17 protein-coding genes and 1 riboswitch are annotated in these 21,488 nt (G+C 36.6%); of the genes, 11 read left to right on the top strand and 6 right to left on the bottom strand.

Going from position 1 to position 21,488, the window contains the following annotated elements; genetic code table 11:
• Positions 1-15: 15 nt before the first annotated feature.
• The 4 genes from ASE92_RS05485 to ASE92_RS05470 all read left to right on the top strand — a co-directional run bounded on the left by ASE92_RS05485 (position 16) and on the right by ASE92_RS05470 (position 4,802).
• Positions 16-1,581, top strand: a complete 1,566-nt coding sequence (locus ASE92_RS05485; protein WP_235527283.1) for a DUF5689 domain-containing protein — start codon at positions 16-18, stop codon at positions 1,579-1,581.
• 143 nt (positions 1,582-1,724) lie between these two features.
• Complete coding sequence (locus ASE92_RS05480) at positions 1,725-3,137, top strand: calcineurin-like phosphoesterase family protein (RefSeq protein ID WP_056849039.1); 1,413 nt, start codon at positions 1,725-1,727, stop codon at positions 3,135-3,137.
• Positions 3,138-3,177: 40 nt separating this feature from the next.
• The gene (locus tag ASE92_RS05475) at positions 3,178-4,083 is read left to right on the top strand and encodes a glycerophosphodiester phosphodiesterase family protein (protein ID WP_056849038.1); all 906 of its coding nucleotides are present in this window, start codon (positions 3,178-3,180) and stop codon (positions 4,081-4,083) included.
• A gap of 26 nt (positions 4,084-4,109) precedes the next feature.
• Positions 4,110-4,802 carry a GDSL-type esterase/lipase family protein gene (locus ASE92_RS05470; protein WP_056849037.1) on the top strand — a complete coding sequence of 231 codons (693 nt, stop codon included), beginning with the start codon at positions 4,110-4,112 and terminating at the stop codon, positions 4,800-4,802.
• An 83-nt stretch (positions 4,803-4,885) separates the two neighbouring features.
• Here ASE92_RS05470 and ASE92_RS05465 read toward each other — a convergent pair whose 3' ends face one another.
• Both ASE92_RS05465 and ASE92_RS05460 read right to left on the bottom strand, forming a co-directional pair.
• The gene (locus ASE92_RS05465; RefSeq protein WP_056849036.1) at positions 4,886-5,335 is read right to left on the bottom strand and encodes a hypothetical protein; all 450 of its coding nucleotides are present in this window, start codon (positions 5,333-5,335) and stop codon (positions 4,886-4,888) included.
• Between the two features lie 79 nt (positions 5,336-5,414).
• On the bottom strand, positions 5,415-6,191 hold the full coding sequence (locus ASE92_RS05460; protein WP_056849035.1) for a LexA family transcriptional regulator: 777 nt from the start codon (positions 6,189-6,191) through the stop codon (positions 5,415-5,417).
• A 133-nt stretch (positions 6,192-6,324) separates the two neighbouring features.
• Here ASE92_RS05460 and ASE92_RS05455 point away from each other — a divergent pair, with 133 nt between their 5' ends.
• Positions 6,325-6,675: a GIY-YIG nuclease family protein gene (locus tag ASE92_RS05455; protein ID WP_056849298.1), complete on the top strand. Its 351-nt coding sequence runs from the start codon at positions 6,325-6,327 to the stop codon at positions 6,673-6,675.
• Positions 6,676-6,730: 55 nt separating this feature from the next.
• Here ASE92_RS05455 and bla read toward each other — a convergent pair whose 3' ends face one another.
• The 3 genes from bla to ASE92_RS05440 all read right to left on the bottom strand — a co-directional run bounded on the left by bla (position 6,731) and on the right by ASE92_RS05440 (position 13,397).
• Entirely contained in the window at positions 6,731-7,600 is an 870-nt protein-coding gene (gene bla, locus ASE92_RS05450; RefSeq protein WP_056849034.1) for a subclass B3 metallo-beta-lactamase, read from the bottom strand.
• Positions 7,601-7,631: 31 nt separating this feature from the next.
• Positions 7,632-10,805 carry a basic secretory protein-like protein gene (locus ASE92_RS05445; RefSeq protein ID WP_056849033.1) on the bottom strand — a complete coding sequence of 1,058 codons (3,174 nt, stop codon included), beginning with the start codon at positions 10,803-10,805 and terminating at the stop codon, positions 7,632-7,634.
• A gap of 138 nt (positions 10,806-10,943) precedes the next feature.
• Positions 10,944-13,397, bottom strand: coding sequence for a transglycosylase domain-containing protein (locus ASE92_RS05440; protein ID WP_056849032.1), 2,454 nt, complete (start codon positions 13,395-13,397; stop codon positions 10,944-10,946).
• A gap of 219 nt (positions 13,398-13,616) precedes the next feature.
• Here ASE92_RS05440 and ASE92_RS05435 point away from each other — a divergent pair, with 219 nt between their 5' ends.
• On the top strand, positions 13,617-14,495 hold the full coding sequence (locus ASE92_RS05435) for a polyphosphate kinase 2 family protein (RefSeq protein WP_056849031.1): 879 nt from the start codon (positions 13,617-13,619) through the stop codon (positions 14,493-14,495).
• A gap of 108 nt (positions 14,496-14,603) precedes the next feature.
• Here ASE92_RS05435 and ASE92_RS05430 read toward each other — a convergent pair whose 3' ends face one another.
• Positions 14,604-15,848: a serine hydrolase gene (locus tag ASE92_RS05430; protein ID WP_056849297.1), complete on the bottom strand. Its 1,245-nt coding sequence runs from the start codon at positions 15,846-15,848 to the stop codon at positions 14,604-14,606.
• Between the two features lie 85 nt (positions 15,849-15,933).
• Positions 15,934-16,122, top strand: a riboswitch (cobalamin riboswitch).
• Positions 16,123-16,218: 96 nt separating this feature from the next.
• On the opposite strand from ASE92_RS05430, the gene ASE92_RS05425 reads away from it, so the two are divergent.
• The 5 genes from ASE92_RS05425 (at position 16,219) to ASE92_RS05405 (ending at position 21,364) form a co-directional block, all read left to right on the top strand.
• Positions 16,219-18,102, top strand: coding sequence for a TonB-dependent siderophore receptor (locus ASE92_RS05425; RefSeq protein ID WP_056849030.1), 1,884 nt, complete (start codon positions 16,219-16,221; stop codon positions 18,100-18,102).
• Between the two features lie 96 nt (positions 18,103-18,198).
• On the top strand, positions 18,199-18,789 hold the full coding sequence (locus ASE92_RS05420; protein ID WP_056849029.1) for a DUF6580 family putative transport protein: 591 nt from the start codon (positions 18,199-18,201) through the stop codon (positions 18,787-18,789).
• A gap of 133 nt (positions 18,790-18,922) precedes the next feature.
• Positions 18,923-19,867: an ABC transporter substrate-binding protein gene (locus tag ASE92_RS05415; protein ID WP_056849296.1), complete on the top strand. Its 945-nt coding sequence runs from the start codon at positions 18,923-18,925 to the stop codon at positions 19,865-19,867.
• Between the two features lie 95 nt (positions 19,868-19,962).
• The gene (locus ASE92_RS05410; RefSeq protein WP_056849028.1) at positions 19,963-20,649 is read left to right on the top strand and encodes a Sir2 family NAD-dependent protein deacetylase; all 687 of its coding nucleotides are present in this window, start codon (positions 19,963-19,965) and stop codon (positions 20,647-20,649) included.
• Entirely contained in the window at positions 20,639-21,364 is a 726-nt protein-coding gene (locus ASE92_RS05405; RefSeq protein ID WP_056849027.1) for a diphthine--ammonia ligase, read from the top strand. Before ASE92_RS05410 ends, ASE92_RS05405 begins: the two co-directional genes overlap by 11 nt.
• Positions 21,365-21,488: the final 124 nt, after the last annotated feature.

Raw genomic sequence — 21,488 nt, 5'->3', positions numbered from 1 at the left:
ATTCATTTGAAAATTATGAAAAAGATATTAAAAAATGCGCTGTATGCATTAGTTTGCATGGCCGTTATAATAAGTTGCAAAAGAGATTCCGATTACGTAATTTCTACTCCAAGTTCATTTATCCCGAACTTCGATTTGCGGAAGATATATACTAATGCTGATGTAAGTTTAAACCTCGAAAATATGCGTGGAGCAAGTATGGTTAAGGGGCAGGTAATCTCCGATCATTCCACTAGAAATTTACCTTCAGGTTTGCTAATTATTCAAAATACCAGAATTGTTGGAGGAGCAGATTCTTTAAGAGGAATAGCTATTAATATTGGTGCCGATGCGGCTAAATATGTTCCAGGAGATTCAGTTCACGTTAAAATTGAAGGTGGTGTTTTAAAGCGTGTAGATGGCTCGTTGCAAATTACCGGTAAATCGGGTGCAGATGTAACTAAAATCGCTTCAGGGAAAACATTGTTCAATACACGTGGATTCGGAAACTTAATTACCACCTATCCTGATCGATATGACTGTACTTTACTTACGATCTACAAATGTACATTTAACCCTACTTTGTCGAGTTCTGAAACATTGTCTGGTGAAAAAACAATTAATGATGGTACAGCAGATTTGACACTAGCTACCGATCCAAGCGCAACATTTGCGAATGTAAAACCGCCTTATTCTGGCAATTATAGGGGTATTATCATTAATAAAATGGTTAATGATAAGATCGTTCCACAGCATCGTTTGGTCAATCCTAATGATATAAGTCCTTTAAGTTCAACTGTCGATGCTCCTGAATGTATCATTAGTGGTTTTATCAGCGACGTTAATGGAGGCGATGGTAATAATGAATATGTACAGCTTCGGGCAACTAAAGATATTAATTTTGCAGTTACACCTTTCTCGTTAGTTGTAAGCAATAATGCAGGTGCATCTATTCCTACTGGTGTGCCGGCACAAGGTTGGGCAACTGGGCAACAAAGAACTTACAAAATTAATCTTACATCTGGAACAGTTGTAAAAGGAGAATTCTTCTATGTTGGCGGTATTAATAAGCTCATAAATGGTGCAAATTCAACCTCTATTGCATCCTCAAAATGGATAAGAGCTTTAGATTATAATAAGGTAAGCGATAGATTCAATTCATCAAGCACTGTAACCGGAAATGCAACAACTGGGCTATTTGCAAACAGTGGGAACGCGTTTGGTATGGCATTGTTTAGAGGAATTGAAGTTACCCAAGCCACCGCACCTATTGATGTATTATGGGTTCATAGTGGTGGAAGTTTGTATCAAATTGGCGCAGCGCCAAATTATGGTGCTGGTTATAGAATTGGAAACACAGATGTTTACGATATCATCAACCCACAAACCTTGGTGCCTCAACCTTATTACAGAGCAGGAACAAATACTCAATCTTTAACTTATGCATTGCCAGCAGATGCAGGTTTCTTCTACGTGTTGGGTGGTGCTTATGATACAAAATTGAATAAGTGGGTAAAGGCACGTACACAAACCACAATTATCTTAAGCAAAACTTCTACCATAGCCGAAATAGAAGGCGCAAATGCCACTGAGGTTAGGTAGTGGATTTACATAATCTTGAATGAAAGTTAAAATGTTTACGAGAAAATTCCGTTGAATTTTCTCGTAAACATTTTAAAAAGGCAACTTCAAACTCTAAATATCTCCCATTAAATTTTCAAATCACCAATACATATTCATCCCAAATGAACAGAAGATCGTTTATCCAAAAAACTGGATTACTTACCACAACCTTATTTGTAAGCTTAAAATCATACTCAGCTTTTTCTCTTTTAGATATTGATAATAAAATTAGCGGCAGGGTAACCGCTAAAGGGAAAGGTATTGCAAATGTGGTGGTATCAGATGGTTTTAATGTAATCCAAACTGACAAAAATGGCAAGTATACGATCGAAGTAAATCCTTTAGCAAAGTTTATTTGGATTAGCACACCATCAGGTTACGAGTTTACGACCGATAGTCATTTGGCAAAGTATTATGAGCAGCTTAATGCCAAAACAGATTTAAATTTCGAGTTGAAGGCGATGAAACAAGATGATAATCGCCACAATTTTATCATTTGGGCCGATCCGCAGGTGAAGAATAAAAAAGATGTCGAGAAAATGATGACAACATCGGTTCCTGATACTAAAAAGGTAATTCAATCGATGGGAAACATTCCGGTACATGGAATAACGGTTGGCGACATTGTTTGGGATAACCATGAATTATTTGTCGATTATAATCAAGCAGTGAAAGAAATGGGTATTCCATTTTTTCAATGTTTAGGTAACCATGATATGGACTACAGAATGGGTGGCGATGAAACCTCGGATAAGACATTTCAAGAGCATTACGGACCAACTTATTATTCTTTCAATCGCGGTAAAGCACACTATGTAGTAATGGATGATGTACGTTATCTTGGAGAAGAACGTAAATATGACGGCTATATCTCTCAAGCTCAACTAGATTGGTTGGCGAAAGATTTAAAGTTCGTAGATAAAGATGCGCTGGTTATCATCAATTTGCATATTCCAGTGCATAATTCAGTGAAAAACAATACAGATTTATATGCGGCTTTAAATGGTTATACCAATGTTCACATCATGTCTGGCCATACGCATTACATGCGTAATGTTATTATTGATGGAATTTTCGAACACAATCATGGTGCAGTTTGTGGTGCCTGGTGGACTGGCCCAGTTTGTGAGGACGGAACACCAAGAGGTTATGGTGTTTACGAAGTAAATGGAAAAAATTTAAAGTGGTATTATAAATCAACAGGTTTAGATAAAAAGGAGCAAGTACATATTTATGTGGATGAATTGACCAATCAAAAAAGATTGATCGCTAATGTATGGAATTGGGATCCGAAATGGAAGGTGGAGTATTTTCTGGATGGGAAAGCAATGGGAGAGATGGAGAACCAAAAAGGTTATGATCCGCAAACGGTTACTTTATACAAAGGTGCAACGCTACCTGCAGGCAGAACTTTTCCCGAACCGCATTCTACCGAACATTTATTTCTTGCTCATTTTCCACCAGCTGTAAAAGCAGTAAAGGTGGTAGCAACAGATCGTTTCGGCGAAAAATTCGAAGCTGAATTCAAAGCTTAACCTAGAAGGCAGATAAATTATAGCATTCAAAATAATTAATATGAAGTTCAAAGTAGCAGTATCATTTTTTTGCGGCGCAACCTTATTTGCGTCAGTTGGATATTCTCAGCAAGCTAAATTTCCGGAATTCAGCGCAGAAGCTCATCGGGGAGGTCGCGGCCTTTACCCTGAAAACACCATTACGGCCATGTTGCAAACCATGAAAATTGAGGGAGTAACTACTTTGGAGATGGATACGCACATTACTAAAGACGGCAAAGTGGTGGTCACCCATGACGATTATTTAAGTCCGGCGTTTATGCTTACGCCTAAGGGAAAGGAGATTCCTGTTACAGATGCGAAAAAATATCCTGTTTTCGGAATGAATTATGATGAGCTACGAAAATTCGATCTTGGAACTAAATATTTTGATCAGTTTCCAAAGCAGCAAAAATCAAAGCAATATATTCCATTATTAAATAGTTTGATCGATTCTGTTCAAGCCGAAATCAAGAAAACTAAAAACAAGCAATTTTTCTACAACATTGAAACAAAATGTAGTGAAAAAGGCGATGGAGTGACCAATCCAAATCCCGAGGTTTTTGTTAAACTTTTAATGGATGTTATTGAGAAAAAGAAGATCATGCCTTATGTTGTTATTCAATCTTTCGACAAAAGAACGATTCAAATCATCAATAAAAAATATCCGAAGGTGAAGACTTCATTTCTGGTAGCCAATAAAAAAAGTTACGAAGAAAATATAGCTGATTTAGGTTATAAACCGTTTATTCTGAGTCCGGTTTGGCAAATGGTTAACGAAGAAATGGTTGCTAAGGCACATATTGATGGCGTGAAAATTGTGCCATGGACAGCCAATACAGCAGAAGATATTAAAAAGTTGAAAGCTCTTAAAGTTGATGGAATTATTTCTGATTATCCAGATATTTTAGTGCAGACAAAGTTGTAGCTTCAAGCCTTTAAAAATCATTCACTATGAGAAGAAACTATCTCACATTATTAGTTATCATCATTATAACCGCTCTACAAGGATTTAATGTTGCAAATGCCCAAAGCGTTAAATGGGACAGTACTTATCGGCCCGGCAAATATGTAGAACTTGTAAACAGGTTTAAAGCAGATAGCAAATCAAGGAAAGATTTTGTGTTTTTGGGCAATAGCATCACAGCTGGAACAGATTGGGCAAAATTGTTAGATCTACCTCAAGCAAAAAACAGAGGTATTTCTGGTGACATTACCTTCGGCGTACTAGAGCGGCTGCAAGATGTTATAGATGGTAAACCAGCAAAAATCTTTATCCTTATCGGAATAAATGATATTTCGAGAAATATTCCAGATAGCGTGATTTTAAAGAATTATAAAACAATGATTTCCCGGGTTAGAAACGGATCGAAAAGAACTAAAATTTATTTCAATACGCTGCTACCGGTAAATAGTTCTTTTGCTAAGTTCAAAAACCATTATGGTAAAGATGAACACATTCTCTGGTTAAACGAGGAAATTAAAAAGCTTAGTTCTAAAAATGTAACTGTTATTGATTTGTATTCAAATTTTACGGATCAAGATAAGCATTTGCGTGCCGAGCTGACTAAAGATGGACTTCATTTAATACCAGAAGGTTACAAAGTGTGGGCAGACTTTTTGAAAAGCAAAGGCTATCTCAATTAATGGGATTTCGATTTTCATGGAAACGAAAAAAGCGTCCAAATTAATTGGACGCTTTTTTTATTTATCGAATATTTTATTAATTCTTAACCTTGTGAAGGAGGATTTGAAACTACTGGCGCTTTATCTCTTTTGCCTTTACCCATTCCTTTTCTCATTCTATCGCCTTTCTCTCTTGCTTCCGATCTCATGGCTTCCATTTTGGTTTTTTGCTCTGCTGTTAAAATGCCATCTATTTTGGCTTTCTGAGCTTGCATGGCTTCCTTGCGTTCTTTCATCTTGCCTTTCATATCACCTTGATCAGCAGATCTCCAAGTTTCTACCTTTTTAGCATTTTCTAGCTCAACGGCATAAATTTTCGTTTTCTGATCAGCGGTTAAGCTTAATTCTTTCTCTAATCTAGCTGTTGCCTTTTCCGCCCGCTGTTCTGCAGTCATTTTTGGCATTTGTTTTCTGGCTTTTTTAGTAGTGTCCTGAGCAAATGCAGCAGTGAAACCCATTACTGCGATTGCTATTGTTAAAACTGCTTTTTTCATGTCTATGTTTTTTTATGTGTTTGTTTTCTAATAGATATGAAATAAGGCCAACGGTTTAATCGCGATAAGTTAAAAAGTGTTAATTTTTATTAAGCTGAGAAATGGATTTCTGCATTTGCGACATCATTTGGGTTAAGGTTTCCATCGTTGGATCGGGAGTTGGTTCAGGCAATGATGTCGAAATATAGGCCTTTGCTTTCCAGATTTCCAGAATATCATCAGCCGCAATGGTATAAGGGTCGTATACTTTGTTATCTGATATCAACTTTAAATCTTTGTTTTCTTTAAATCGGTTACCCGCTCTCTTATAAACAACGCCTTCGTTTTTACTGATCACGATGTAGGTTTCGCCGGTTTTAACTTCATTCCAATTATCCAAATACTCGCCAATTATTACACTGCCAGGTTGAACAGGCAACATACTATCGCCCATAATTTCAAAAGCACGAAAAGTACCTTGCCTTAAAGCTGGGAGCGGCAGTTGGAATTTTGGAAGATCGCTGATATATTGAGGGTCAGAAAAGCCGTTCAAATAACCTGCACTTGCTTTCACAGGAACCAATTCTATATTTTCTCTGTCGTTCTGGTCAACAGAAATACTTAACACTCTCAAGTTTGAACCAGAACTTTTTGGTTTAGGTTTCCAACTATCACTTATCTTTTCATTGATAAATTCATCAATAGTAAGATCGAAATACTCTGCTATTTTTTTTAGCAAATCGTATTTTGGTTCTGCCCGGTCTTCCTCGTATGCACCAATAAGCGAACGCTTAATCTCCATAACATCGGCGAAATTTTGCTGTGTATGGCCTTTTTTCTTCCTGAGGTACTTTAAATTATTTGAAATATTCGACATAAAAATAAATTTTAAAATAAATTTGGAATTACTAAAATAGTTAGTAATTTTATGCTCATAAAGTTAGTAATATTATTTTGAATTGCAAGAGGGTATACTAAATAGTTTAGTTTTAATGTTTAAATCTATTATAATGAAAAAGTTTGTTTACATCGTTACCGACAGAAATCGCACAAGCATGCATGTAGGCATGAGTTCTGATTTGATTAAGACATTGGATTTTTACAAGCAAATGCCTAACTTATTTTTCGATAATGGAAAGCAGTTAACGCGTTTAGTTTACTTTGAAGAATTTAAAACCGAGCCACAGGCATTAGCTCGTTTTAAGGTAATCAGTCGTTTTACCCGCATGCAAAAAGAAAGATTGGTAAGATCTTGTAATCCGGATTGGATTGATTTAACTATTGGTTTAGATTTCGAAAATATTTTGTTGCACAGAAATATGACTAACCAGGTTAAACTAGCATTTACTAGTTTATCTTAACAGTTATCAAGTTTAGACTAGTTTAATGTCTAAAATTTAGATTCTCTTTAGATGATTACTGCTTAATCTTTTTGAGAAAAATATTTTCCAAATCTTTGATATTTTTAAAATAGGTTGCTTTATCAGCAAATGCATTCGGATTGTAAGCAGCTCCAGATTTACGTTTTTCATGAAGATTGAACTGACTGGCGTGGGAGGCCACCCATAAATCGAAATCGATTTTTTTCATTGCTTGAAAAGTTTTGGCATAATCATTTTGAATGCCCGGATAATCTTTTACTTCAGAAAATTTTCTATCAATAATGATGGATGGAAGATTTGCTATTAATACCCTGTAAGTTTTTTTACCGTCATTTGTGTTGAAAATGAAACTACATGAACCTTTTGTATGCCCAGGCTGATGCAGCATAGTCAAGGTAGTATTGCCTAAAGTTATTTTCTCATTATTCTTGAGCAGACGATTGGATTTGACGGGTTTAAAAGTTATCCCATATTTACCCATTTCGTAATCTGATTTGCCACCTGATATAAGTGCAGCTGCATCTTTTTCATCAATATAAAGCTTAGCGCCTGTTTCAGCTTTGATGTCAGCCATTGCACCCAAATGGTCAAAATGGGCTTGAGTGATTAATAGGATTTTGATTGCTTTATAGTCAAATCCCAGTTTTTTGATATTCTCCTTAATTATCGGAAGCGAATTGGCCAAACCTGTGTTGATTAAAATGTTACCGTTATTGGTCACAATTAAATAGGAGGAAAGATCGTAAGTACCTACATAATATAGGTTTCCGGCAATTCTAAACGGTTCTGTTTTTTCAGACCACTCTTTAGGATTATTCTTCGGCTCATTTACTTTTTGCCCAAAGATTGATCCGCTGAAAAATAATGCAGCGATTAATACGATATACTTAACAGCAGAAATCATTTCAAACTCTTTTAATATTAAGCAAAGTGCTTTACCATCCAGGAGCGAAAGTTAAACCAAATACACCTCCTTTAACATCCTTACGTTGGAAGGGAATTGCATAGTAAGGCTCCAAAACAAAGTATCCAAATACATTCACTCTTAATGAAATTCCAACACTCATTGCAGGTACACGCTCATTTGTAGCTTGATAAGTAACCTGATTTCCTTTGCTATCCAAAACAGGGTTTCCGTTTGTGTCTTTTACCACTTCAGATGTGTAAGTCGGCTCACTCTTGAATTTAACTTTTGTATCATTGGTCCACGCTAACCCGGCATCAAAGAACAAGTTTAAATCACTAAACAATAATCCAGATGGTATCGCCGCTAATTTTTTAGGCCCGGTAAAAGGTAACCGTAATTCAAAATTGAAGACTGCAATCTTGCTTCCTGTTAATTGGTTAATGTCAAAAGACTCTGAAGATTGTGCTGAAGTGGTTTTGTAAATTGAGTTGGATTCGTAACCCCTAATTAAATAAGGATAGCCAACATACATTGGATACAATCGATCGGCATCTTTCCCAATTCTAAAAGTGTTGTAAGACCTCGCTGCAATTGTAATGGGTTTCAATCTCCAGTATTTTCTTAAGTCGGCAGTTGCGCCGGCAAAATTATAAGTACCGAAATACTTCTCACCACTTACGCGATATCTAAAACCATCTAATGGTCCGGTTAAACCGAAAATAGAATTATCGCCAACAAAGCCAGCGTTTAACTGATAAAGTGTAAATGAATTAAACGGAACGCCATAGTCTAAGGTAGCTTGTTCGTTATCGAGGCGTTTTCTATCCGAGCCTATGTAATAACCAGCGGTATTATAGTAATTGCTGTACCGGTCAATTCTATAGCTATATCTGGAGAATGCTCCCCCAACTTCAAACCGGTGTATCTTGCTAAAAGGGTAGGCACCAAAAAGCTGCACCTGATCTTCAAAAGTTCTGATGATATCCGTTCTTTCATTTAATGCATCTACTGTGGTATTATTATCAGCAGGTAGTTTTTCGTACCCGTAAGAACTAAAACCTGATACATAAGGGATATGCGAAATTGCTGCACCCCAATTTATTCGGCTTTTCTGATTGATGTAACCCACCAAACCACCAGCATCGTAAATCTCTCCGTTAACGGAAATGTTGGCAATAATTTGGTTGGTCCCTAAGATGTCACTAAACATGCCCACAATTCCGCCCGAAACTCCGGTTCCAAATCGACTAGTAGAAACTCCAACGCCACTATTGGCCAAATAATCCAACTTGAATTTTGGTCGGTAAGCAACGGTTTTCATAGAGTCGGCAACAATTTTTTCGAAGCGATCAAAGTTGTTCAAATTCGAATTGATGATGTTTACTCCATAATTTTCCATCGGTGGAAGAATGGCGGCATCAAAATTCTCTTCTTGATTGCCAATTCTTTTGGCTTTAAAGCTGCTTAATTTTGCATTGTAAAGGGTGTAGCGTTGGTAACGGTAATAGCTATATACTATATCATCGGTACCAGAAACTGAAATGGCAGGAGAAAATTCTGTGATTCCGCTTATGCCTGTAAAGTAATCGGTTAATTGATCAACCGTATTGCCATCGAAATTGTATTTGTACAAATTCCGAAATCCATCTCTGTTGGATAAAAAGTAGATATTTTGACTGTCAGAAGAAAACTGTGCATTTAAATTATTTGCGCCTGGGAACACATCGAGGTTCTTTACTTCCTTGGCTGAAATGTCGTAAATAGCAAGATTGATTGGTAATGCCGCATTAATGTTTTTATTCTGAATAGCAGCTCTATCTGATGAGAAAACTATTTTCTTTCCATCTGGAGAATAGCTGGGTGCATAATCTGAATAAACATCGTTGGTAATTTGTGTAATTTCTTTCGTATCTAAATTGTATGAAAAAATATCACTTTGCCCTTCAACCATCCCAGAAAATGCAACGTCTTTTCCATTTGGCGACCAAGTTAGGTTACCGAACTGTTGCACTTGATTCATTGCTGTCTGCGAAACTGTTGATCCGTTTGCCACATTGATAATCATCATCTGGTTTTTGCCATGGCTAAAAATACTGAATGCGAACTGTTTACTATCAGGCGACCAAGCTCCTGCAGATTCTATAAAGTTAAAATCGTCGATGTGGCCATTGGATATTTGACTGGTAAGCTTTCGAATAATTCTTCCTGTTTTGGCATCGGCCAGAAATAAATCAATGCCAAACAAATCCTTCTCAGACATGAACGCCACATATTTACCATCGGGACTGATTGCAGGAGCAACGTTCATGTTCCCTGCATTTTTATTATCGATAATTTTAGTTCCAGTTATTTTAATCTGCGAGCTGTCTGCTTTTAACATCGGTTTGTAGTGCGCATCAATCGAGTTTTTCCATAAACCAGATAACGTTTTATCATCATAACCAAAAGTATATCTTATCGCATTTTCATAACCGTATTTAGCTGTATTTTTAAATAGCGGAACTATTGTGGTATCGCCATACTGCGAACCGATGTAAGTCCAAAATGCCTGACCATAACGATAGGGGAAATATTTGTTTGAATTGGTAAGGTCCTTCAACGATGGAATATCTCTATTCAGCATCGCATCACGCATCCACATAGAAGTAAAGGCATCCTTTTTACCAATGGATAAATATTCGGCCATTCCTTCAACCATCCAAAGTGGTGTTTTACCTACGTTTTCTAAACTAATTGAATCTTTTTCCAATAAAACATGGTATTGAAAAGCATGAACTAACTCATGCCCTAAAACATGTCGTGTTTGACTGTTCAATTCCATTACAGGCATAATTACCCTGTTTTTTAATGCTTCAGTAACACCACCGGTTCCAATCCCTATTTCTCCCTGCAATGCCGTAGTTTGTTGAAAATCAGGGTGATTGTTATATAGAATAATAGGATTTTTAGTTAAAAATGTATCTCTAAAAACTTCCTGATGCATTTTATACCAGGTTTCTGCATCCTGAGAAAAATGTTTCAGCATGTTTTCATTTTTCAGATAGTAATAAATCTCAAAATGTGGCGTCTGCAAAACTTTAAAATCAAGCTTTTTGTATCTAACCTTATTTTGGCCAAAGTATTGGGCTTTGGAAGAAAACGAAATCATAATCAAAAGCAATAAAGGGATGTATTGCTTGAAATAAGTAGCGCTTATTTTCATAAATGTGTGTTTTTGATTATTCAAATAATTAATAACGAAGCTTCTATCGAATGGATAAAAATAGCAATTCTTAAAATCACAATAAGGAATTTAACAGTTTTGAAGCAGTGAAATCATGAGTATAAATCACCTTCAAAATCAATTACCGCCGTTTTCATTTTTTTTCTTGTCACGCTCTTCCTGTCTCTGTTTTCTTCTTAATTCACGTTCTTCTTTTTTCGTTAACGGAACCGTTGTTGCAGGTTGGTTTTGAACAGGTTCAGGCTTCTTTTCATCTTTTTTAACCTCTTGCTCGGTCGTTGTTGTTGGTTCTGCTACCTCAGGAGTTTCTGTAGGATTAAAATCTGTAGAATCTACCTCGACACTATCATTTGAACTAGTATCGCGAACATATTGCGGACTAGGACAATTATAAGTTCTGGTAATTTCTACCGTCGCTTTCGGGAAAGGACCATAGGTATATCCTGTTGACGGATCCATGTAAACTTTATCCATAAATTTAGCGAATATTGGCAACGCTGTTCTAGAGCCTTCACCTTGTTCTCCATTTTTAAAATGGGCTGTTCTTTCATCGCATCCTACCCAAACACCTGTTACCAAATCTTTGGTTAAACCCATGTACCAGGCATCAACATAATCTGAGGAAGTACCGGTTTTTCCACCAATCTGGTTATTCTTTTTAAATAGATTTGGCCATTCCCACAAAGCTTGAGAGGTGCCTCTTGGTTCTTCCATGCCTCCACGGAACATGTAGGTCATTAACCAGGCAATCTCTTCAGATAATACTCTTTTGGTTTTTGGCTTAAATTCTTCGATGATGTTATTATCTAAATCGGTAATTTTTTCTACTAAAATAGGGTCAGTTTTTATGCCCTTATTCATGAAGGTAGCATAAGCTTTTACCATTTCATAAACCGTAACATCGTTTGAGCCCAAACTTACAGATGGAACAGATTGTAAGTGACTATCGATACCACATGCATGAGCATACTTCACTACATTATCCCATCCAACTTTTTCAGTTACTTGTGCTGTAATGGTATTTACAGATCTAGCCATTGCCCAACGCAAACTCATTTCCTGGTAAGTTACACTGTAGTCGGCATTTTTGGGCTCCCAATACTTGGTTTCGCCTTTATCTTTATATTCAATTTTAACAGGCTTATCGGTAAATTTATCACAAGGGCTCATTCCTTGCTCTAATGCTGTTAAGTATGCAAATGGTTTAAATGTAGAACCTGCCTGGCGTTTAGCCTGATTAACGTGATCGTATTTGAAAAATTTATGATCGATACCACCCACCCAAACTTTAATTTTTCCACTGGCAGGCTCCATGGTCATCATACCCGTATTTAAAATTTTTCCGTAGTAACGGATAGAATCCAAAGTTGAAAACAAAGTATCGCGATCACCTTTGTAGGTAAAAATTTGCATTCTTTTCTTCTTGTTGAAATAGGCTGCAACCGAATCTGGTTGATTTGGAAACTTTTTCTCAAGCAAGGCATAAATAGGGAGGTTTTTCATCGCCCGGTCCGGATAATCCACTTTTTTCTTTTCAGAGTCGTACCAGGGATCTTCATTGCCCCAAACGCTGTAGAACCTGCGCTGTAAGGTTCTCATTTGCTCTGCAACAGCTTCTTCGGCATATTTTTGCAGTTTCGAATCGATCGTAGTATATATTTTTAAGCCATCTTCATTTAAATCGTATCCATTATCGGTACACCACTTTTCCAGATATTTCGACACAGCAGCACGTAAATAGGAGTCGCCATCGCTTCCGTCTTCCATTTTACCTTCTTTAAGTTTGATGGGCTCTTTTGACAGTATGGCCAAGCTATCTTTGCTTAGCTTATTATTCTTGTTCATTTGGCTCAATACCACATTTCTGCGTACCAAAGCTTTTTCTGGATTCTTGGTTGGGTTGTAAAGGCTGGTTCCTTTCAGCATACCAACAAGCATCGCGGCATCTGTGGTAGCTAAATCTTTGGTTTCCTTATCAAAATAAATTCGAGCAGCGGTTTTAATTCCGTAAGTATTATTACCGAAGGATACCGTGTTCAGGTACATCGTAATGATGTCGTTTTTAGAATAATTCGATTCAATTTTTACAGCAGTTAACCACTCCTTAAGCTTTACAATAAGCGTTCTAACAAGGGGAATTTTCACTAGAAAACCTTGCGATTTATTATACCTGGTTCTGTATAAATTTTTGGCCAGTTGTTGAGTAATGGTACTGGCACCACCATCTTTACCCATTCCAACAACAGCACGCCCAACAGCTTGAGCGTCAATCCCCCAGTGTTTGTAAAAGCGAACATCTTCGGTAGCTACCAAAGCATTAATTACACTTGGCGCAATATCACTAAAACTTACCGGAGTACGGTTTTCCTTAAAATACCGCCCAATCAGTTTTCCATCACTTGTATATAATTCAGACCCTACACGCAATGTAGGCGTTTTGATATCCCGATAACTTGGAGAATAGCCAAACAACCACAAAAAATTGAGTTGAAGGGCAGAAAAGAAAATAATGATAAAGAAAATTAAGATTGTAAAATAACGTAAGTACTTGTTTTTTATCTCTTTGAACATATTGAATGTGCTGATAATTTGGTAAATGCTGTGGCGATAAATATAAAAAACTCTGTATGCAAATTAACGTTTTTAATTTACTAATTTTTTAGTACTATATTTAAAACATTGGTTCTGGATTAATCCGAAACTGTATATTGTGAGATGCTAATCACGATCGAAAATATCGTGAAATTAATATAGGTATTGAATCAATCACCAAAAAAATATGGTATAAAAATGAAAAACGAATTTAAGGAGCTAATTGTACAGGGCGATAAAAAATTTTCGATTAAAAGTGCGAAAACTGATTTTACCGGTGGATATAATAAAGAAACGGCCAAAGATGCATTGATCAACTCAAAAATTGAAGTCAATCATTTACAGGAAAAATTATATGCATCAGCCACACATTCTATACTCATTATTTTTCAGGCGATGGATGCTGCTGGTAAAGATAGCGCTATTGAGCATGTAATGAGTGGATTAAATCCGCAGGGTTGCCAGGTTTTTAGTTTCAAAGTGCCAACATCCGAAGAATATAAACATGATTTTTTGTGGCGGCATATTAAAGCTTTGCCGGAACGTGGACGAATTGGAATTCATAATCGTTCGCACTATGAAAACGTATTGGTTTGTAAGGTTCATCCGAAATATATTTTGAGTGAAAGCCTCCCAGGTTTTGATGAGGTAAAGAAAATCAATAAAAATTTTTGGAAGAAGCGTTATGAAAGCATCAAAAATTTTGAAGAGCATTTAGCTGCAAATGGAACAGTAGTACTTAAATTCTTTTTGAATGTGAGTAAGGATGAACAAAAACAACGGTTTTTGGATAGGATAGAAGACCCTACCAAAAATTGGAAGTTTTCTTCTGGTGATATTGAGGAAAGGGCTTTGTGGGACGAATATATGAAGGCTTATGAAGACGCCATTAACGAAACAAGCACGAAAGAATCGCCATGGCACATTATTCCAGCAGATAAAAAATGGTTTGCCAGATTAGCGATTAGTGAAATAGTTGCCGACAAATTGAAAAGTTTGAACATCAAATTTCCTGTTTTGGACGAAGTTGAACAAGGTAAATTGATGGAAACTAAAACGGCTTTACTTAGCGAATAATTCTACCTGCCTGAACGTGGCAATCTCTTTTTGTTTATAAAATTAACTGAAATGAGGTTGCCATTAAATTAAGAACAGTTGTACATAACAGCTAAATACATTAGCTCATTACTGATAGTTCATCTTAAATTTAGATAAATCTGGATTGTTCTTTTTACGATTGGTTTCCAATTCGTAAATCGTTCGCCCCAAATGTTTCATAAATGGAAAGCAGACCGAATCATATTCATATTTATTGTCGTTATAAATCCCATCTTCGTTACTATGTACAACGGCGGTAAGTAGATATTCAATCCCATTTTTAAAGTCTACGAAATAGGAGTTATCTATAATGTAGCCATAACTGTCGCCATATTTGTTGAAAATTCTAATGTTCGGATCTGGAGTTGCATTTTTCTCTCTACCATAATAAAGCATTTTAGCATATGTTGGCCAAAATTCCTTTTCATCATACTTAGGATAATTACTTTCTGTTGGATATTTGCTCATGTAAGTGTAAATCAATTTATAATCTGCAGCGGTAAGGTTAAATCGTTCTTGAGCCTGTAAAGCTTCGGGAAACATTAGTTTTTGCATTAAACGATGTTGATCATTTATGGCAAATGCATTCTTATTGGCTAAACTAAAAGGTTTATTTATTAGTTTATCTGCGCTATCTAAATAACCTTTACCCATTACCAGGTTAGTTAAGTTCAATTCGTATTCTTTCGAATCGTATTGTGCTTCTTGCTCATATACCAAACAGTCGTTATTATAAAAGCGAATTGGGTTGGTATGTTTAGCGGTTTCTCCCGCATCGCCTATGGCTAAACGGTTCAAAATTCTGCTATCTCTAAAACCGTTTTTTTTAAGTTTATCATTAATTTCAGCACGTCCGATAAACTCAAACAACCTATTGAAGGCATCATTATCGCTGGTAAGCAAAATCTTTTTAATATAATGTTCAAGGGTTGGAAGACCATTTTCTGCACTGCCATCTTTTTCAATTTTAGTTTGTCCCCGGAAAGCGCTATCGGTTATCATAATGCTTTTCACGGTTAAGCCTGTGTTTTTTAATCGGTTCACTTTTTCCAAAGCAAAAATAACAGCCGCAAGTTTTACGGTGCTTGCAGGATAAAAATAATGGTGTGGATCTAAATTAAAACTGTAGCTCTTAAAACTTGGTTTGTTTTTAACATCACGGGTAATCTGGGTGTATAAAATCTGAACCTGATTTTTATCTGGATGGTTAAGCACCAAGCCAAATAATTCTGGCTTTGATTCCATCAACTTTTTAAGCATTATAGTATCAGTTTTTTGAGCCATAACGACAGAATAGTTTATTAGGAGGGTGATCAAAAATAGGTTTCTCATTATTTTGGTTTTGATATTTAAAGTTAAACTTTTGATTGAAGAAATACTTTCTCCATCATCCATTTTACAACCTGTTTAATTTTGTTAGCTTTGCGCCGCTTTTGGTTTTTGTGTTGCCACAGAATTAAAAGGGAATTTGGTGTAAATCCAAAACTGTCCCGCAGCTGTAAGCTCTTTAATGATTTTTAATTCTACGCCACTTTTCTAGTCATGGAATGGGAAGGCTAAAAATCGGGAGTAAGTCAGAAGACCTGCCTTTAGCGTATAATTTCATAGCTTTCGGGGATTGAAGCTTGGATTGAAGTACTTAGCGTTTTCGTATTTTCATTTCCTTTTCTATCTGCTGGCTGTGGGCAAAACTCACAATCAAATGAACAAAACAAAAATCTTAATTGCCGCAGGCTTAGGTTTGGGGCAAATCGTAATTGGTAAATCAGTTAAGGCACAGGATACCTTGAAACTGAAAGATGTGGTAATTTCTGCCACCAAAAATGATCAAAAACAATCACAAACAGGTAAAGTGGTGAGTATCATCAGCAGAGAAGTATTGGATCGCAGTCAGGGCAAATCGCTTCCAGAATTAATCAGCGAACAGGCCGGTATTATTGTAGCTGGTTCAGGAAGTAATCCTGGTGCTAACAAATCAGTTTTTTTCCGCGGAGCGGGAAGTGCTTACGCTGTTGTATTAATTGATGGAATCGTTCAAAATGATCCCTCGGGAAACGGCGGCGCTTTTGATCTTCGCCTTTTTGCTATCGATCAAATCGATCACATTGAAATTCTGCGAGGCGGCCAGTCTACCATTTACGGCTCTGATGCCATTGCTGGGGTAATCAATATTATTACCAAAAAAGGCGGGCCAAAAGGCAACACAATATATGGCGTGGCCAGTGCAGGCAGTTACGAAACTTATAAAGGTACAATTGGCTTAAATGGCAGTGTTGATGCTTTTACCTATAATATAAACTACACCCACCATAAAACCGATGGGATATCTGAAGCAGCTAACCCAGTGGGAAATAATACAGCGTTTGATAAAGATGGCTTTAAAACAGATGGGGTAAATGCAAACTTTGGAATAAAATTGGATCAACATTTTTCTGTTAATCCTTTTATCAGATATTTTGAAGGTGATTACAAAATTGATGAAGCTGCTTTTACTGATGGAATAGCAGCCAACCATTCACTGCTGAAAAATTTTAGCGGGGGTGTAAATTCCAAATACGAGTTTGGAACGGGCAAGATCAATTTAAATTATAGTTACCAAAGCACTTCGAACAATACCTTAAGTAGTTTTGACGGTTTCCCATATGAAAGTGTCGGTGCTGGAAGAATAAGCTTGCTTGATTTATTTTATAACCAAAAGCTTGGAGATAAACTCGATTTATTAGTAGGCATTGATAACAGGGTGATGAGGCTGTCCTCTGCAGGCAACAAACCGGAGAGTAATATTTTTGCCGCTTACAGCTCACTCTTTCTGCATGATTTAAGTATCTTCAATCTCGAAGTTGGCGGTCGCTATAACAAACACGAACAATATGGTGAAAACTACACTTACACCATTACACCGAGTATTAATGTAATTAAAGAATTAAAATTATTCGGTACGGTTTCAACAGCTTTTAAAATTCCAACACTGAATATGCTGTTCGGGCAATATGGATCAAATTTAAACCTGAAACCAGAAAAGTCTCATAACTATGAAGCTGGTTTTAATCTGAGTTTAGCTGATGATAAATTCTCGTTGCGTGGAGCGGCTTTCAAACGCGATTTAACAGATGCAATCATTTACGATTTTGCAGTTGGGTACATCAATCAGGAAAGTCAAAAAGTAAGAGGTTTTGAAATTGAGCCAGGAGTTAAAATATGGAAATTTACCCTTAATGGTTATTATGCTTTTACTGATGGAAACGAATATAACAGTGTAAATAATAAAGTGGAAGATTTTCTTTTTAGAAGACCGAAACACGCTTTTGGCATTACAACAGGGATCCAGGCAACTGATAATTTATTTATTAATGCTAATTTGAGGTACTTTGGTTCACGTACGGATGGTAATTTTACGGGCTATGTTGTAGAAACATTGCCAAGCTATAAGTTGTTAAATGCTTATGCAGAATATGCGTTCGCGAAAAAACGCGTTAAAATCTTTTTTGATGCTAAAAACATTTTGAATGAAAACTATAATGAAATCATCGGTTACAATGCAATGGGTTTCAATTTTAATACAGGCCTAAGTTTTAATATCCGCTAATAAAATTTAACTTTGTGTTGTGATAAAAACTCTAAAATCACAAGCAACTTTTCTTACTAACTAAATACTTTATACCAATTACTATATACTAACTATATGTCTAATTTGAAATTTAATCCACGTAACCTTATTCTGTTACTAATCATCTTGGTAATTACTTTGTTTCGTTTACTGGTAACGTTTAACTCAGATGAGCTTCAGTTTGCAAACTTTTCTTCGATTGGAGCGGTAGCGCTGTTTGGTGGCGCATACTTTAAAGATCATGCAAAAGCTTTTGCTTTTCCATTAGTGAGCTTGTTCTTAAGCGATTTTATTTTAGCCAGTACAATTTTTAGCAAATACAGTAATGGTTTTTTATATGAAGGATGGTATTGGACCTATCTTGCTTTCGCCTTGATGGTTTTGGTAGGAAGAGTATTGTTGAAAAAGATAAATGTAGTCTCATTACTCTCATCTACATTAGCAATTGTTTTTATTCACTGGATTGTAACCGATTTCGGAGTATGGTTTCAAAACCCATCATATCCACAAACTTTAGCTGGATACTGGAGCTGCCTGGTTAAAGCAATACCGTTTGAAATCAGGTTTTTAGAAGGAACTTTAATTTACGGTGCTATTATTTTTGGTGCCTTTGAAATCATGAAATCAAAATATCCAGTCCTTAAAATGCAGAAGCAAAACATTTAATTTCTTAATAATTTTGTTAAATCCTCTTTTGATCTGTTTCAAAAGAGGATTTTTTTTTAACTTTATATTTTCCCGTCGGAGAAGCTCCAGCTAAAGAAAAATGATCCATTCCCATCAAAACACCATACATCCAATGAAAGTCGCTTCTTTTTTACCTGCTGCCACCAAAATGATTTACGATATGGGTTTGCAAGAATACTTGTACGGCGTAACTTTTGAATGTCCGATTGAGGCTGCAGATCAACCTAAAGTAGTAAGATGTGTGTTAGAGGGTAAAAATTATTCCAGTATCGAAATCGATCGTATCTTCTCCGCGTCAAAAGCACAAGGTAAAAGTTTGTATTGGGTTGATGATGAACTTTTAGAGAGCATTGCTCCCGATGTTGTTTTTACACAAGATATATGTGAGGTTTGCAACATTGATACCGTGTGTACAGAAACCGCTGTAATGAAGCTGTCTAAAAAACCGACACTCGTTCCATTGTCGCCAAATAACCTTCAGGATGTTTTTGAATGTGCCATAACTATTGCAAAGGCTTTAGGAAAGGAAGAAGTTGCTTTAAGGTACTTGGCCAATCTTCAACAGAAAACCGACTTTATTTTAGATGAACTACGGGCAAATAAAGCGCCTTTAAAACGGGTGATGCTGATGGAATGGATTGAGCCGATCTACAATTGTGGCCATTGGATTCCTTTTCAAATTGCAGCTGCTGGTGGGGTAGATATGCTTTCCAATCCTGCCGGAGATTCAATTGTAACCCAATGGGACAAAGTCGTGAAATACAATCCTGAAGTATTGGTAATTGCTCCTTGCGGTTTTGATAAAACACGAACTTTGGCCGAAATGGATCTACTTCTAGCAAAAAACAATTGGACAGACTTAGCAGCCGTACAACAAAATCAGGTTTACATTGCAGATTTTGATATGTTTACCCAACCCAGCATCGGTACATTGGTTGAAGGGATAGAAGCGTTGGCCTGTATGTTTCATCCGGAAATATTTAAAGCCGACAAGTCAATCCCAGCGAAATTTATCAATCTTTCCGAGTCAAAGACGTTTCAATCTCCGGTATTTTAAATTTAAACAAATATTCTCCTACGCAGAGAAGAAGCGCTATAAATCATCTAAAGTCGGCCAAATCATTCCAATCCAATAATTTTTAATATTAGTTTATGAAGATAGTTGTTTTAACAGGGGCAGGAATAAGTGCAGAAAGTGGATTAAAAACATTCAGGGATGCTGATGGCTTATGGGAGGGCTATAATGTTTATGATGTTGCAACTCCAGAGGCCTGGGAGCGTAATCCTGAATTGGTGCAGCAATTTTACAACGAGCGAAGAAAGCAGGTAATCGAAGCAAAACCCAACAGAGCGCATCAGCTCTTAGCTGAACTGGAGCAAGATTTTGATATAGAAATTATTACACAAAACATTGATGACTTACATGAGCGAGCCGGTTCAACTAAAGTGCATCATCTTCACGGCATCATCACAAAATCACAATCAGATCTACGGGAAAATCTTACTTATTCTATAGACGGATCTGACTTAAAAATGGGCCAGTTATGCGAATTGGGTTCGCAGCTTCGGCCGCATGTGGTATGGTTTGGCGAAGCAGTGCCTATGATTGAAGTTGCCGCTGATATTTGTCAGCAAGCAGATATCTTCGTCTTGATTGGCACTTCATTGGCAGTTTATCCCGCCGCTGGTTTAATCGATTTTGTTCCCGCCGAAGCTATCAAATATATTATCGATCCCGTAACACCTAATGTTAAAAGGTATAGAAATGTAGTCAAGATTGAAGAGAATGCTGTTCAGGGCGTTACTCAACTAAAGGAGATCCTGACTAATGAACGATAGAAAACTTTGCATTTTTAATTGGAGCGGAGGGAAAGATAGTGCCTTGGCGCTTCATTATGCACTTCAGGATCCTTCCATAGAAGTCAAGTACCTGGTTACAACAGTTACAGAACAATATAACCGCATTTCCATGCATGGTGTTAGAGAATCTTTGCTTATCGCTCAAGCCGAAAGTATTGGCATTCCACTATATCAAATTCGTTTAGGTGAAATGCCTGACATGGAAAGCTACGACCGAGTGATGCATGCTCAACTAACAAAATTCAAGGAAGAAGGTATTACGCATTCCATTTTTGGAGACATCTTTTTGGAAGATCTTCGCCGTTATCGTGAATCAAAACTAGCAGAAGTTGGTTTGAAAGCCATTTTTCCGCTATGGAAAAAAGATACCACTCAACTGATTGATGACTTTCTTAACTTGAGTTATAAAACCATCATTGTTTGCACACAAGAAAATTTAGAAGCTTTTTGTGGAGAAATAATTACCAAAGTTTTAATTTCTAATTTACCACCAGGCATTGACCCCTGTGGCGAAAATGGAGAGTTTCACACTTTTGCTTTTGAAGGACCTATTTTTAAAAAGAAAATACCTTTCGAGCTAGGCGATAAGATATTTAGAACCTATAATGCACCAAAAACAGATGATGTTGATCAAGGATGTGCAGCATCAGAATCTCCGACCATCGGCTTCTGGTACATCGATTTATTAAATTAATTTTTATTAATTAAAACTTTTTGGCATCATTTTTTCTTTAGTACAGGTAATTAACTAAAATACACATCCTATTGAAACCTGTTTTGTGAGGTTAGGTAGCAAAACAAGATTCATATAAACAAAA

This window comes from Pedobacter sp. Leaf41, assembly GCF_001422545.1.
GTDB lineage: Bacteria > Bacteroidota > Bacteroidia > Sphingobacteriales > Sphingobacteriaceae > Pedobacter.
Note: the sequence above shows the minus strand (reverse complement) of the source record. Positions and strands in the feature narration are given on the sequence as shown.